17 protein-coding genes are annotated in these 14,362 nt (G+C 31.9%); 1 reads left to right on the top strand and 16 read right to left on the bottom strand.

Going from position 1 to position 14,362, the window contains the following annotated elements:
* Nucleotides 1-159 precede the first annotated feature (159 nt).
* Nucleotides 160-411 (top strand): 30S ribosomal protein S20, encoded by a 252-nt coding sequence (gene rpsT / locus SSP_RS05965; protein WP_002483148.1) that lies wholly within the window; start codon nt 160-162, stop codon nt 409-411.
* Nucleotides 412-527: 116 nt separating this feature from the next.
* On the opposite strand, the gene holA is transcribed toward rpsT, so the two are convergent.
* The 16 genes from holA to SSP_RS05885 form a co-directional block, all read right to left on the bottom strand.
* Nucleotides 528-1,502 (bottom strand): DNA polymerase III subunit delta, encoded by a 975-nt coding sequence (gene holA, locus SSP_RS05960; protein ID WP_011302989.1) that lies wholly within the window; start codon nt 1,500-1,502, stop codon nt 528-530.
* 71 nt (nt 1,503-1,573) lie between these two features.
* Nucleotides 1,574-3,655, bottom strand: coding sequence for a DNA internalization-related competence protein ComEC/Rec2 (locus SSP_RS05955; protein ID WP_011302988.1), 2,082 nt, complete (start codon nt 3,653-3,655; stop codon nt 1,574-1,576).
* Between the two features lie 131 nt (nt 3,656-3,786).
* A complete protein-coding gene (locus SSP_RS05950) occupies nt 3,787-4,248 on the bottom strand; it encodes a ComE operon protein 2 (protein WP_002483145.1) in 462 nt (153 codons plus the stop codon).
* An 80-nt stretch (nt 4,249-4,328) separates the two neighbouring features.
* Nucleotides 4,329-5,051 carry a helix-hairpin-helix domain-containing protein gene (locus SSP_RS05945; protein ID WP_011302987.1) on the bottom strand — a complete coding sequence of 241 codons (723 nt, stop codon included), beginning with the start codon at nt 5,049-5,051 and terminating at the stop codon, nt 4,329-4,331.
* A gap of 47 nt (nt 5,052-5,098) precedes the next feature.
* Entirely contained in the window at nt 5,099-5,815 is a 717-nt protein-coding gene (locus SSP_RS05940) for a class I SAM-dependent DNA methyltransferase (protein WP_002483143.1), read from the bottom strand.
* A 2-nt stretch (nt 5,816-5,817) separates the two neighbouring features.
* Nucleotides 5,818-6,171, bottom strand: a complete 354-nt coding sequence (gene rsfS / locus SSP_RS05935) for a ribosome silencing factor (RefSeq protein WP_011302986.1) — start codon at nt 6,169-6,171, stop codon at nt 5,818-5,820.
* Nucleotides 6,172-6,756, bottom strand: coding sequence for a bis(5'-nucleosyl)-tetraphosphatase (symmetrical) YqeK (yqeK, locus tag SSP_RS05930; protein ID WP_011302985.1), 585 nt, complete (start codon nt 6,754-6,756; stop codon nt 6,172-6,174).
* Nucleotides 6,746-7,318: a nicotinate (nicotinamide) nucleotide adenylyltransferase gene (nadD, locus tag SSP_RS05925; RefSeq protein WP_011302984.1), complete on the bottom strand. Its 573-nt coding sequence runs from the start codon at nt 7,316-7,318 to the stop codon at nt 6,746-6,748. Before nadD ends, yqeK begins: the two co-directional genes overlap by 11 nt.
* Nucleotides 7,318-7,608 (bottom strand): ribosome assembly RNA-binding protein YhbY, encoded by a 291-nt coding sequence (gene yhbY / locus SSP_RS05920; RefSeq protein ID WP_002483139.1) that lies wholly within the window; start codon nt 7,606-7,608, stop codon nt 7,318-7,320. The genes nadD and yhbY overlap by 1 nt, the downstream gene beginning before the upstream one ends.
* Nucleotides 7,609-7,622: 14 nt before the next feature.
* Nucleotides 7,623-8,420 (bottom strand): shikimate dehydrogenase, encoded by a 798-nt coding sequence (aroE, locus tag SSP_RS05915; RefSeq protein WP_011302983.1) that lies wholly within the window; start codon nt 8,418-8,420, stop codon nt 7,623-7,625.
* Between the two features lie 12 nt (nt 8,421-8,432).
* On the bottom strand, nt 8,433-9,539 hold the full coding sequence (gene yqeH / locus SSP_RS05910) for a ribosome biogenesis GTPase YqeH (RefSeq protein ID WP_011302982.1): 1,107 nt from the start codon (nt 9,537-9,539) through the stop codon (nt 8,433-8,435).
* Nucleotides 9,540-10,067, bottom strand: a complete 528-nt coding sequence (locus SSP_RS05905) for a YqeG family HAD IIIA-type phosphatase (protein WP_011302981.1) — start codon at nt 10,065-10,067, stop codon at nt 9,540-9,542. It lies immediately after the preceding gene.
* 16 nt (nt 10,068-10,083) lie between these two features.
* Complete coding sequence (gene mtnN / locus SSP_RS05900; protein WP_011302980.1) at nt 10,084-10,770, bottom strand: 5'-methylthioadenosine/S-adenosylhomocysteine nucleosidase; 687 nt, start codon at nt 10,768-10,770, stop codon at nt 10,084-10,086.
* A gap of 226 nt (nt 10,771-10,996) precedes the next feature.
* A complete protein-coding gene (locus SSP_RS05895; RefSeq protein WP_011302979.1) occupies nt 10,997-12,229 on the bottom strand; it encodes an NRAMP family divalent metal transporter in 1,233 nt (410 codons plus the stop codon).
* A 3-nt stretch (nt 12,230-12,232) separates the two neighbouring features.
* Nucleotides 12,233-12,991 carry a 5-oxoprolinase subunit PxpA gene (pxpA, locus tag SSP_RS05890; RefSeq protein WP_011302978.1) on the bottom strand — a complete coding sequence of 253 codons (759 nt, stop codon included), beginning with the start codon at nt 12,989-12,991 and terminating at the stop codon, nt 12,233-12,235.
* Nucleotides 12,992-14,350, bottom strand: coding sequence for an acetyl-CoA carboxylase biotin carboxylase subunit (locus SSP_RS05885; RefSeq protein ID WP_011302977.1), 1,359 nt, complete (start codon nt 14,348-14,350; stop codon nt 12,992-12,994). It abuts the gene before it with no gap.
* Between the last annotated feature and the right edge of the window lie 12 nt (nt 14,351-14,362).

The following is a 14,362-nucleotide window of genomic DNA, read 5'->3' as shown; positions in this document are numbered from 1 at the left end:
AAGTGTTTCATAACTTTATACATTATTATATCATTTATATTGAATTTACGGGCGGCTCATAAATAAATGATTGCAGAAAGTCGCTTGTTTTGATAAAATATTTCTTGTTGTAATCAAATTCATTTTGATAGCGAAGATCACTTTTAGGAGGTGACACACATGCCAAACATCAAATCTGCAATTAAACGTGTTAATACAACACATACTGCTGAAGAACGTAATATTTCTCAAAAAAATGAAATGCGTACAGCAGTTAAAAGAGCTCATTCAGCTTTAGAATCAAATGCTGATAACAAAGCTGACTTATTGAGTTTTGCTTTGAAAAAAGTAGATAAAGCTGCACAACGCAACTTAATCCACGACAACAAAGCTGCTCGTATTAAGTCATCATTAATGACAGCTGCTAAATAATATTAAAGTTCAAGCAATTGCTTGAACTTTTTTTATATCTTTTTTTAAATAAGTATCCTTTTAAAATACTCCCAATTTAATGTATGCACAGCGGGATAATATTGCTTTGTTTAAAACTACAGCGATAAAATAAATAACTCTAATATGAGATGTTTATCCATATAAGATGATTTTAATTTATAATCCGTCTCAGCACAGGAATCTATAATATTTAGCAAATTTTCAAGTTGGTAGTTTCTTGCTTGATTAAGCGCTAATTTTACTCTGTATGGGTGTACATTTATTGTCTTGGCAATTTGTTGACCACTATAACCCTTTTGACTTAATATTTTAGACTGATAAAAAAGTCGATAATTACTGGTAATTAATGCTAATAACTTAATTGGTTCTTCTTTCATTGCAATCAGATCATTAACCAATTGAATTGCATTTGATTTTTTATTTTTTTGAATATAATCTGTTAGTAAAAACACATTTTGTTCTAAACTTCTATTAACAATTTGGTACACATCTTGTTTATTAATTGTTGATCTGTCACCTAAGAAAAGGATTAATTTTTCGAGTTCTTGTTTAACAATATTAAAATTAACGCCTGTTAATTCTATAAATAGGTCAAGTGCATCTTGTTTGATATCTTTAAAATTTTCATGAAGCTCTTTTTTCATCCACTGCATAATTTCTTCTTCTGACATTTGCTCTATTTTTTTTAATTGGGCATTCTTTTTTAATGTTTTCACCAATTTCTTACGCTCATCTAATTTACTATGATATACCTCAAAAATAATCAACGTATCTCCATCATATTTTTCAATAAATTCAATGAGTTGATCTATGTTATGATTCAAATCTTTAGGAGGTTTTTCACCAGTGAATAGGTATGCATTTTGAACAAGTACTACTTTTTTATCAGAGAAAAAAGGCATGGTCAATGATTCTTCTATTACGGGTGCCAAATCATGTTCGTATAAATTATATTTTACGAAATTAAAATCATCTTTAGGTGCATTTAAATAGTTATTTATTTCTTCTGCTGACTTTTTTTCTATAAGTTCAGGTACTTCTCCGTAAATTGTTATTATATTATTGCTCATATATAGCACCCTTTCATCTCTATTACACATTAAATTATTATATCACGCAGTATTTGTTCTCTCTACCCAAATCATTTACCAAATTGTGATTTAATTTGTATCGAATTTGATAAAGTAATTGTGACTTCCCCAGAGAGACTTGTCATATATATTTTAGATCCTATTGCTTTCAATCTAGTAATAACTTCGGTACTAGGTAATTTATATCTATTATTTTGTCCAACTGAAATTAAGCTGATTTTAGGATGCATTATATTGACAAAGTTAGAACTAGAACTTGTTTTACTTCCATGATGACCTACTTTTAATACATCCAAATTATTAAGTTTGTACTTATTAAGTAAAAGAGATTCATTATGTTTTGAAGCATCGCCCATAAATAACATTTTATATTTATTATATTGTATGTAGGTAATAATAGAATGTTCATTTAGATCGTCTGAATTTTGTATTGTAGCATCTAACAAACGAATATCTGCTTTGCTAAGTACGATATGATTAAAAGTTTTAAAATCTAATAATTTAACCTTATGTTTTTTACATTGTAACGTTAGCGCTTTTAATTGTTCTAAGCTAAAGCTATTTGCATTTATTATTATATGATCTATTTGATATTTTCCTATTAGATAGCTTAATTCTCCCATATGATCAACATGTGGGTGTGTAATAATCAAATAATTAATTTTAGGTAAACCATGCTTTTTTAAAGTGGGCAGAATCTTTCGTTTTGATAGCATGTGGTTGTCTTTCATACCTTTTTTAATCAATACACCCCCAGTATCTATAAGCATAGATTCCTGTTTATCCGTTTCAAATAATATAGCATCTCCTTGGTTCACGTTTAACATAGTTAATCTGTAATCATTTGATTTCGGTAAAATGGTTAAAATGAAAAATATGCTTATTAGAATCAATAAAAAAAGAAAATAATGCTTATGAACGAATAAAATAAGTGCAACAATGATAAGAAACACAGCAATCGCAATAAAAAATGAAGATAATTCGGGGGTGAACCATTTTAAAGTAGAGAATTTCATAAAAATAGAAACAAAGTAATCATGAATCAAGAGCAATATATTTAGGCATTTTGTAAAAATTGTAACTTTAATAGGAAAATGAAGCGAAGCAAAATAAATTAACGAGGCAGGAAATAAAATAAATGTGTAAAACGGAACAAAGAATAAATTAGCTAAGATACCTATCCATTGGATTTGATTAAAATGGGCTGCACTAATAATGGAAGATGAAAGTTGTGCTATAACACTGACAAAAATCATGCTTTTGACGATATTAGCGTCTTTTAAAATCGGGAGTGCAAAAAGAATACAAAAAGTTATAAAAAATGAAAACTGAAATCCAATATTATATATTAATTGTGGAGAAATTAGTGTGATTAAAATAAAAACACCAAAAAGAACATTCATAGAATGTTTGTACAACTTTTTCGGAAGTAATAGAAGAATAAGCGCAACTAACACTGCACGAATAGCACTTGGAGCCATACCAGTGTAAATAGTATAAATGGGTAACAAAATAAAAATAATAGCTTTTATCAAAAATAAGGGACATCTGACTTTAGTCAAAGTATAAAAAATAATACTAACTAAAGCTGTGATATGTGTCCCACTTATTGCTAGTAAATGATAAATACCAATTTCTCTAATTTGATCTAATTGATAGTCTTTTATCTTGGAAGTATCTCCCGTAATCAATGCAATTATTTTACCTGGATCATCGTTGTGTTCTGTAACAAGACGCTTATAAATATATTGCTTATGTAAATCGACCAGAGACATCCAACCCATTGATATTGACTTACAACTTGATAAATCGAAGCTTTTTATATTGATATATAATTTTCTACTTATTCCTTCCCCATTAAATTTAAAAGCACCATGGATTTTACAATCGCGTCGGTATAATTCAGACGAATCCGAAGATTTAACTTTTCTGTTCGGCTTAAAATAATATTGATAATAATCGCTATCAATTTGGAGTTTACCACTTAGAGTATTGTCGCTAATGACAGGTTTAGTGATAAATTTTGCATTAGCAATTAAAGATTTACTTAACATATCATTTTGAAATTCTAACGTTTGATGATAATACCTATAAAATAATCCAAAAGCTATAAAAGGAACAATTATAATCATAATAACTTGCTGCCATTTGAACTGCTTTATTTTAAGTAAAAATATAAGGAATATAAAAAGAAGTATTGAAAGAAATTTGAGATGTAGCCAAAGAATGCCAACTAAATATGCTATGCCATAATAAACCGTGGCTATTTATTTAATAAGTATTGTGCTACATGCTCTTGATCAAATGAAATTTTTTTATACTCAATACCTGCTTGTTTCAATAACTCCAATGCATATGTATGGTTATGATAATCTTCGGCATAATATATTGTATCAATACCAGATTGTATGATTGATTTTGTACAGTTCAAACAAGGGAAATGAGTAACATAGATTGTAGCGCCATCTGTAGAAACACCTTGTTTAGCACATTGAAGTAAAGCGTTCATCTCAGCGTGTATTGTTCTGATACAATGGCCATCCTCTAATAAACACCCTTCATCAATACAATGAACTTCACCTGAAACCGAACCGTTATAGCCCCCTGCAATGATTCTATTATCTTTCACTATAGTAGCACCAACTGACAAACGTTCACACGTAGAACGCAAAGCCAAAAGATGACTTTGAGCCATAAAGTATTCTTCCCATTTGATACGATCCATGATGATTTACCTCCATATATGTATTATATTTTTTGATTAATTATAGATTAATTTGAATTGAACCATAATGCAACTAAAAGTTATATAGTCAGCTTTGAACCGATTTTTTCTAAAGTCTTAGCTCCAATACCATTTACGTCTTTTAATTGCTCTACAGACTCAAAAGGGCCATGTTGTTGTCTATATTCTATAATAGCCTTAGCTTTAGTCGGTCCAATCCCATTTATCGTTAATAACTGAGATTCTGTTGCATCATTAATATTTATTTGTTCTGAGTTTATTGTACTATTACCTTTTTTACTATCTTCTGTGTGGTTATTCTTTAAAGCAAAATGATTCATATTAATGTCTTTTTGATCTTTGTCACCAATTTTCGGAATATAAATGACTTTCTGGTCTTGTAATTTTTCAGCTAAATTCACACTTGAAAGATCAGCATCTTTTAATAAAATTGCTTTGTCCACTAATTGCTTAACCCTATCCGTATCTTTCATCTTATAAATATCAGGATGCTGTACAGCACCTTTAATATCAACAAAAATAAAGCTACCCTTTTTATCATTTTTTACTGATTTTGCATTATCATTATTAGTAGCAATTGTTTTACTATTGGTACTTTGTTCATTAATTAATGTGGAATCATCATTTGTACTTAAGTTTGCATTGCTGTTGTCATCTGTATTGCTGACATTTAAAAATTTATAACAACAAATAGCAAGCAATAGTACTAACGCGCATCCAACTATGATCACTAATTTATTTTTCTCAAAAATTACTTTCCATTTTGACCAGTCTAATTGCAAAAAATCACTCCTTTATACTTAACACGTATAAGGGAGTGATTTTACTTTTATTTTTTAGCTATGAAAAATAATCTATAACCATTTTCAGTGTGATTGTTTATGTCAAAGTCAACAAAAGTCTGTATATGGTTAAAACCTACTTCTTTTAACATCGCTGTATATTCATTTTCAGTATAAGTTTGCTGATAATGTGATTCATCAAACCTAGTATAATGCGTACTATCTTGTTTAATAAAAAACGACATATCGTGCCAAACACTCAGAGGTTCTTCGCCTTGGACAGCTTCCCACCCTAAGAAAACATCTTCGGATTCGTCAATATAACTTTGATTATTAAACAATGTATTCATTTTATAAGCTGTGTGAACATCAAACATAAAGACACCATCTTGAGATAAATGTCGATAAACATTTTTAAATGTATCTGAAACATTTTCTCTTTCAGGTAAATAATTCAAAGAATCACAAAATATTGTAATGACATCAAAATGTTGTTCAAGCTCAAAATCAGTCATATCTGCTTCAATCCAATTAACAACATTAGATTTTTGAGCAGCTATAGCTAACATATCAACACTAAGATCCATTCCTGTCACTTGCTCAAATTCAGTGAACAGCGATGTTAAACTACCGGTTCCACAACCAATATCTAAAATAGAATGCTTTTTACCTGCAAAATGATTAACAATGCTTAGCCAATCTTCATACGGTTGATCTAAGGTTAGCTGATCATAAAACAAGCTCATTTCTTCATATTGTGCCATTTTTAATAAACAGCCTGTCTGTATGATTCAAGAGGTGCATCTCTATACAGTTTTTCAATATTATAATAATCTCTTTCATCTTTATGGAATACGTGTACGACTACATTTGCCAAATCAATAAGAATCCATCTCGCATCATTAAAGCCTTCCATTCGTTTAACTTCAATTTCCGCTTCATTAGCTGCATCTTTGACTGCACGTGCGATAGACTGAACTTGTTTTTCATTATTTCCGTGGCAAACCACAAAATAGTCTGTCATATCACTAATACCTTGCATATTTAAAGAAATAATATCTTCTGCTTTTTTATTCTCAGTTGCTTCCACAGCTAATTTTAATAATTGATCTGATTTCATTTAATCATCCTTTACTCTTTCGTCACTGTAATTGTAATAATTCAAGCATGCAATCGTCGCGTCATAGACATTAATATCTTTATTAATTAAATATAAAACGGTACGCTTAGATATTTCATATATTGTTTTATCTAAGCCACCTTTATTGTATGCTAAATCTCTAATTTCTTCAACGCCTGGGGTTTGACGCCCAGGTTCTATATAGTCTGCAATAAAGACAAGTTTCTCTGTTTTTGTCATTTGAGCACGACCTGTCGTATGGTTTTTTATCGCTAATAATACTTCTTCATCATCGATACCATACTTCTCTTTCATAATAACCGCACAAACAGGTCCGTGTAAAATTTCCGAACCATAACTTAATAGATTGCTATCTAAATCATGTTGCGTAACAACTTGATACATCGTTCCTAAATCATCATATTTAGAATAATCGTGTAATACACCCGCAAGTTCTGCTTTATCTTTATCACCATCATAAATATCTGCTAATTTAACCGCAGTTTCAGCCACTCTTAATGAATGGTTAAACCGCTTTTCAGGCAATTTCTCTTTGACAATTTCTATTGCTTCATTAACTTTCATATAATCCTTCCTCTCGGATATATTGTTCAACACTTGGAGAAACGAGTGCTTGAATATTCTCTTTATTCTTCACTCTTTTTCTAATTAATGTTGAGCTTATATCAATACGTGGAATTGTTATCGATAGCATTTCTGATTCGACTTCTTGTGTCGTTTTATCTCTATTGACGATTACAAAAGTAATGTACGATTTTAATTCATTAATCTTAAACCACTTATGCAGTTGATTATATTGGTCTGTCCCTATCACAAGATAAAGTTTTGCATCAGGATGCTTATCTAAAATATACATCACTGTATCATAGGTATAACTTTGTCCTCGTCTTTCTATTTCATTTAAACAGATACGACCAAAACCCAGATCATCTATAACAGATTGAATCATATCAACTCTATATCGACCTTCCAAATAATCTGTATGTTCTTTTAGCGGAGATATAAAACTAGGTATAAAATAAAATACGTCCGGTTTTATAAATGCGTTAACTTCACTAGCTACGACCATGTGGGCGATATGAATCGGGTTAAATTGCCCACCATATAAGACAATCGATTTAGCCATTATGGTAACTGAATTTGTTTATTATCTTGTGATTCTTTGTAAAGTACAATCATCGACCCGATTACTTGTACAATATCACTACGTGTTGCATCACTTAATGATTGTGCTAAGTCATTTTTATCTTCAAAGTTGTTTTGCAATACATGTATTTTAATTAACTCTCTATTTTCTAGAATATCTTGTATTTGCGCTACCATATTGTCATTAATACCAGCTTTCCCTATTTGAAAAGTTGGATCTACGTTATGGGCTTTACTTCGTAAAAATCTTTTTTGTTTACCTGTTAACATAATTCAATCTCCTTTTATAAATATTTTAAAACAGTGTCTTTCATTATTTGAATTTGTGGTAATTCACCTGTCCAAATTCTATAACTTTCAGCACCTTGGTATACGAACATATCTAATCCATTATGAATAGGATTTCCTTTAGCTTCTGCAATTTCTAAAATAGGTGTCTTAAATGGTACATAAACGATATCACTCACTAACGTGTGACTATCCAAATTATCAAGGTTAATAATAACCTCTTTATTTTGATTCATACCTGCTGGCGTTGTATTGATAATAATATCAAATTCTGATAATGCTGCTTCAGCTTCTTGTAAACTAATTTTATTCACTTCTAATTGCCAACTTTCAAATCGATCCATAGATCTATTGGCTACTGTAAGTTTGGGTCTAACGAATTTTTTTAGTTCATTAGCGAGCCCTTTACTCGCACCACCAGCGCCTAAAATTAATATATATGCATCTTCTAAATCTGGATATACTTGTCTTAAACCTGTTACATATCCAATACCATCCGTATTGTAACCAATCCATTTACCGTCCACAATTTTCACCGTATTAACTGCTCCAACTGTTTTTGATTGTTCATCGATTTCATCCAGATAGGGTATAATACGCTCTTTATGTGGTATTGTAACGTTAAATCCAGAAAGTGCTTTGTCATTAATTATCTCTTTGATACGATGAAAGTCTTCGTTTCTAATATTAATCGCTTCATAAGATGATAAATCATTTAAAGCTGCAAAATTTGCATTATGCATAACTGGTGATAAAGAGTGATCAATAGGATTGCCTATCACTGCGTACTTCACATTAAACCCGCCTTACATTATAGAATTTCGTAATACGACATCGACATTTTTAGGTACACGAACAATGATTTTAGCACCTTCATCAATGGTAATAAAACCTAATCCAGAAATCATAACATCACGCTTTTCTTTACCTGTTTCTAGACGTACGGCTTTAACATTTTGCAAATCAAAATGATCTGGGTTATTAGGGGGCGACAATACATCCCCTAATTGATTACGCCACAATTCATTTGCATTTTCCGTTTTAGTTCTATGGATATTAAGATCATTTGAAAAATAACATACTAATGGTCGTTTACCACCACTTATATAATCAATACGTGCTAAACCACCGAAAAATAATGTTTGTCCTTCATTTAATTGATATACACGTTGTTTAACCTCTTTTTTAGGCATAATTGTTTTTAATTCTTTTTCCGTTACGTAATGCGTCATTTGATGTTCTTGAATCACACCAGGTGTATCATACATGAACGAAGTGTCATCAAGTGGTATATCAATCATATCTAAAGTTGTACCAGGGAATCGAGAAGTGGTAACTACATTCTTTTCACCCACACTGCGCTCTATCAATTTATTAATCAGTGTAGATTTACCTACATTTGTAGTCCCTACAATATAGACATCGTCATTATTTCTCAAAGTATTAATAGCATTCAATAAATCTTCGATACCCTCATTTTTTTCAGCAGAAATTAAAATGACATCTTCTGCATCTAAGCCGTATTTTCTCGCTGTTTTCTTCAACCATTCTTTTACACGGCGTTTATTAATTTGTTTCGGTAATAAGTCTAGTTTATTACCTACTAAAATGATTTGTTTATTTCCAACAATGCGTTTGATTGCATTAATAAAAGATCCTTCAAAGTCAAAAACATCCACAACATTTACAACAATACCTTTTTTGTCTGCTAAGCCATTAAGTAAATTTAAAAAATCTTCACTATCCAAGCCTACATCTTGCACTTCGTTGTAATTTTTTAACCTAAAGCATCTTTTACAAATAACGTCTTCTTTATAAAGACTACTTTCTGGAACATATCCAGGCGCATCTAAATCTTCAGATTGTAAGGGTGCGCCACAACCGATACATTTTAATATCTCAGTTTCTGCCAATCAATTTTCCTCCCATTTAATATAACCTTTTTTTCTAAAATGCTGTAGTAATCTACGTTCAATCATGCGATTAAACTTCGTTATAAATCCATCTGTTTTTTTCACTGGGACAACCATAATTGTGAATAATCCGCGTCTATTTCCGCCAAACACATCTGTTAGCATTTGGTCTCCAATGACAACTATTTCTTCTGGATTCAAATTCATTAATTTAGATGCTTGATTAAAGGCGCGACCTCTGGGTTTTTTTGCTTTAAATATATAGTCCACATTTAATGATTTTGAAAAATTGCCTACGCGTTGTTCGTTGTTATTTGAAACAATTGTTACAGTTATGCCGAGTTCTTTTGCTCTATCGAACCATTCTTTTACTGCTTCTGTTGGATCAGCTACATCCCATCCTACAAGTGTGTTATCTAAATCTGTAATTATACCTTTTACGCCTGAATTTGCGAGTTTTTCTATATCAATTTGAAAAATAGATTGTACATATTCGTTTGGCATAAAATAGTGCTTTATCATACCCATGTTTTATTTCACCTTTTTATATAGTTTTAATTAAACGATCAACAATTTGACTTGAAGCAATTGCTGCTTTTTCTAAGAATGCTTCGAATGTTATACCTGCATCACCATCTGCTAAATCAGAAATAGCACGTGTAATTATGAATGGTAGGTTAAACTGATAACATGTCTGGGCAATCGCTGTTGCTTCCATTTCTGCTGCCATGGCTTGTGGAAAGTTTGTTTTGATATCTGCGCGTTGTTCTGCAGTGCCAATAAAACTATCTCCACTTACAATTAAACCAGATTTAGCAACCCATTTTTGATCATTTATTGCTTCTTTTGCTAATTCAATTAAATGGCTATCCGCAACAAATTGTGCAGGCATTTGAGGAATTTGACCCAATTGATAACCAAATGCTCTTGCATCTGCATCGTGATAAGCTACCATGTCACTTACTATAATATCTCCGACACCAAGTGATTTGTCTAATGCACCCGCCGAACCTGTATTAATAATTAAATCTGGGTGAAAACGATTTATTAATAAAGTAGTAGAAATTGCAACATTTACTTTTCCAATACCACTTTGAGTCAAGATAACTTCTTTATCATGTAAACGCCCTTTATAAAAAACAACATGAGCAACATTAATTATTTCTAAGTTAACAATTTTATCTTTTAAGATAGCTACTTCTTCTTCCATAGCACCTATAATACCTATCATTATATTTCACCTCATTTTAAAATCCTAGCCTTTGTTATTCTACCATATTTGAACACATAGCTCGATAATAGTTCAATGTTTTTGCATAAAATAATAATTATTGAAATTATTTAAACTTTTTAATTATATTAACTATCATAAATTCGTTTATTTTAAAAATTTAACATGAAAAATACCCTGAACTTAATGTATTGTAACCATAAGTCAGGGTATTATCTATTTTCATTTAGCTACCAAATAATTCAGTTAAACCTTGAAGCGAGAAGATACCAATTACAATCGTTACGACTACTGCAACAATCCCGAACCAAAGCATCCATGTCGGGTGTTTGTAATCTCCTACGATTGATTTACGTTTACTAGCAATTAATATCGTACCTAATGTAATAGGTAAAATCAAACCATTTAGTGCACCTGCTACAATAAGTAACGTGACAGGTTTGCCTAAGAATAAAAATACTAACGTTGACACTACAATGAAACTAATTACAATAATATTCGTTTTATTATAAACAGATTTATGTAATGTTTTTAAGAATGTTGCACTTGTATATGCAGAGCCAATAACTGAAGACATTGCAGCCGCAAATAGTACAATACCGAAAATATTTCGTCCTATAGGTCCTAACACATGTTCAAATACAGAAGCAGGTGGATTATCAGCATTCAATGTAACGCCCGTTACTACTACACCTAATACAGCTAAGAATAATAATGTTCTTAGTACACCAGTTGTTAATATACCTGAAATCGCAGCCTTATTTACAAATGGTAAATAATCTTTACCTTTAATTCCAGAATCTAATATTCTATGTGCGCCAGCAAAAGTAATGTATCCGCCAACCGTACCACCAACTAATGTGATAATTGGTAAAACAAGCGCTAGTGGTTGCTCTGGCATCACTAAATGTTTTGCAGCCTCAGCATAGGGTGGATTGGCTTTAAACATAACAAAAGCGACAACGATAATCATCAATACACCTAAAAACATTGTTACGACGTCCATTATCTTTTGTCCACTTTTACTAATAAATATTGCAATTGAAAGAACGGCAGTAATTGCTGCACCTATTTTAACATCTAACCCAAATATCGCATTCAAACCTAATCCAGCACCGGCTATGTTACCAATATTAAAAGCTAGACCACCAATTGCAATGAGGATTGATATAAATGTACCCAGTCCATTAAAAATTTCATTAGCTACTTCTTGTCCACGTTTACCTGTAACAACGAGTACACGCCAAATATTAATCTGTGCACCAATATCAATTAATATAGATAGTAAAATTGCAAATGCAAAACTAGATGCAAATTGTGCTGTAAATACAGCAGTTTGTGTTAAAAATGCTGGTCCTATCGCGGATGTTGCCATTAAAAACACAGAACCTAATAATAACCTTTTGTGATTTTTAGTAAACTGGAAATCTTTTTCGTCTGACCTTAATTTTTCTCCCATTGCTTAGCCCCCTAACCTTGTAATTGAAATGCCTTCTTTCGTTAATTGTTCTCTAATTTGTGTTACAAATTCAATTGCATGTGCCCCATCGCCGTGCACACAAATAGTATCTGCTTTAATATCTATTGTATTGTTATTTTTTGTAATTACTTTTTGAAATTTAACCATATTTATCACTTGTTTAATCGCTTCATCTGTATTGGTAATCAATGCATCAGCTTCTTTTCTGCTTACTAACTGTCCATCGTCTTCATAACGTCTGTCGGCAAAAACCTCAGAAGCTGTGGACAATCCTAAAGCCTGTGCTTCTGAAATTAATAAAGTATTAGAAAGTCCCACATAGATTAAAGTCGGATCAAAGTCATAAACTGCTTTTGCAATAGCATGCGCAATAACTTTATCTCTTGCTCCCATTTGATAAAGTGCACCATGCGGTTTAACATGATTAATCTTAACGTCATGAATTCTACAAAAACCATTCAATGCACCTAATTGATAAACAACAATATCATAAACTTCTTCAGGAGATAAATCCATATTTCTTCTGCCAAAGCCTTGTAAATCAGGAAGTCCTGGGTGTGCGCCGATACCTATACCGTTGTCTTTTGCAAGTTTAATGGTATCGTTCATCACATGTTGATCGCCAGCATGAAAGCCACATGCAATATTTGCTGATGTTATTAAAGGAATAATTTGATTGTCACCACCAAATGAATAGTTACCAAACGCTTCTCCTAAATCACAATTCAAATCTACTTTCATTTATACTTCCTCCTTTAAAATTTGATGTCTATCTAAAAATTTAATGTCTACTTGGCTTGCATCACCATCAGCATATTCAGGATAAGATAATACAGCATACAGAAAATCAGCAGTTGTCGTAAAACCATCGATGACCATTTCATCAAGTGTTACTTTTAATTTATTAATAGCAAGTTGTCTAGTGGAAGACTTCACAATCACCTTTGCAACTAATGAATCATAATATGGTGAAACTTTATATCCGTGATATAACAAACTATCAACACGTATATTAAAGCCTTGTGGCAGATGTAAAGCTTCTACAGTGCCTGGTGTAGGTTGAAATTGTTTCTCTGGATTTTCTGCATTAATTCTTGCCTCAATGACATGACCATCAAAAGTAATGTCTTCTTGTGTGAATGGTAGTTCATTATGTTGCATGAGATACAATTGTGCTTGTAATAAGTCTCTGTTTGCTCTCATCTCTGTTACTGTGTGTTCAACTTGAATGCGTGCATTCATTTCTATAAAGTAATACGCATCATCCGTAACTAAATATTCAATGGTGCCTGCACTGCGATAATGAGATGCACGCGCCACTTTAACAGCATCATTACACATTGCTTCTCGCATCGACTCAGAAATTGCAGCGCATGGTGATTCTTCAATTAACTTTTGATTTTTCCTTTGTACAGAACAATCTCTTTCACCTAAGTGAATAAAATTATTTTTGCCATCACCGATAACTTGAACTTCCACATGTTTTGCAATAGGGATGAAAGCTTCAACATAAATACGGTCATCATCAAAATACTTTTCACCCTCACTTTTAGCTTCTTTAAAAGCTTTTTCGAGTGACGCTTCTTCTTTGATAATACGTATACCTTTACCGCCACCACCACTCGCTGCTTTTAACACAAGTGGATAACCAATATCTTGAGCAATAGATTTCACTTCACTTATCGAATCAACAGCACTTGTAGAACCCGGAATAATAGGAACACCGACATTATCAACTGTTTGTCTAGCAGTGATTTTATCCCCCATCATTTCCATAGTTGTCTTAGTAGGACCAATAAAATAAATCTCGTTCTCTTCAACTTTTTGGGCAAACGATGCACTCTCCGATAAAAAGCCATACCCTGGATGAATCGCGTTAGCTTGTGTTATTTTGGCTGCGCTAATAATTCTGTCTTGGTTTAAATAACTTTCAAGTGGATTTGCCTCACCTATACAAACAGCTTGATCTGCTAAACTTACATGCAAACTTGATTCATCACCTATCGCATAGATTGCAACAGTTTCAATATTTAGTTCTCTGCACGCTCTTATAATACGTACAGCAATTTCTCCTCTATTTGCTATCAGACAACGATACAATGCAAACACCCC

This window comes from Staphylococcus saprophyticus subsp. saprophyticus ATCC 15305 = NCTC 7292 (assembly GCF_000010125.1).
GTDB lineage: Bacteria > Bacillota > Bacilli > Staphylococcales > Staphylococcaceae > Staphylococcus > Staphylococcus saprophyticus.
The sequence above is the reverse complement of the archived record's forward strand: the minus strand, read 5'-3'. Positions and strand labels throughout refer to the sequence as shown.

Coding starts and splice junctions, on each gene's coding strand:
- yhbY (WP_002483139.1), bottom strand. CDS start 7,608: ATGTTAACAGGTAAACAAAAAAGATTTTTACGAAGTAAAGCCCATAAC.
- mtnN (WP_011302980.1), bottom strand. CDS start 10,770: ATGATAGGTATTATAGGTGCTATGGAAGAAGAAGTAGCTATCTTAAAA.
- holA (WP_011302989.1), bottom strand. CDS start 1,502: ATGAGCAATAATATAATAACAATTTACGGAGAAGTACCTGAACTTATA.
- nadD (WP_011302984.1), bottom strand. CDS start 7,318: ATGGCTAAATCGATTGTCTTATATGGTGGGCAATTTAACCCGATTCAT.
- rsfS (WP_011302986.1), bottom strand. CDS start 6,171: ATGAAATCAGATCAATTATTAAAATTAGCTGTGGAAGCAACTGAGAAT.
- SSP_RS05950 (WP_002483145.1), bottom strand. CDS start 4,248: ATGGATCGTATCAAATGGGAAGAATACTTTATGGCTCAAAGTCATCTT.
- yqeK (WP_011302985.1), bottom strand. CDS start 6,756: ATGAAAGTTAATGAAGCAATAGAAATTGTCAAAGAGAAATTGCCTGAA.
- SSP_RS05940 (WP_002483143.1), bottom strand. CDS start 5,815: ATGGCACAATATGAAGAAATGAGCTTGTTTTATGATCAGCTAACCTTA.
- SSP_RS05895 (WP_011302979.1), bottom strand. CDS start 12,229: ATGGGAGAAAAATTAAGGTCAGACGAAAAAGATTTCCAGTTTACTAAA.
- rpsT (WP_002483148.1), top strand. CDS start 160: ATGCCAAACATCAAATCTGCAATTAAACGTGTTAATACAACACATACT.
- SSP_RS05955 (WP_011302988.1), bottom strand. CDS start 3,655: ATGATTATAATTGTTCCTTTTATAGCTTTTGGATTATTTTATAGGTAT.
- pxpA (WP_011302978.1), bottom strand. CDS start 12,991: ATGAAAGTAGATTTGAATTGTGATTTAGGAGAAGCGTTTGGTAACTAT.
- SSP_RS05905 (WP_011302981.1), bottom strand. CDS start 10,067: ATGGGTATGATAAAGCACTATTTTATGCCAAACGAATATGTACAATCT.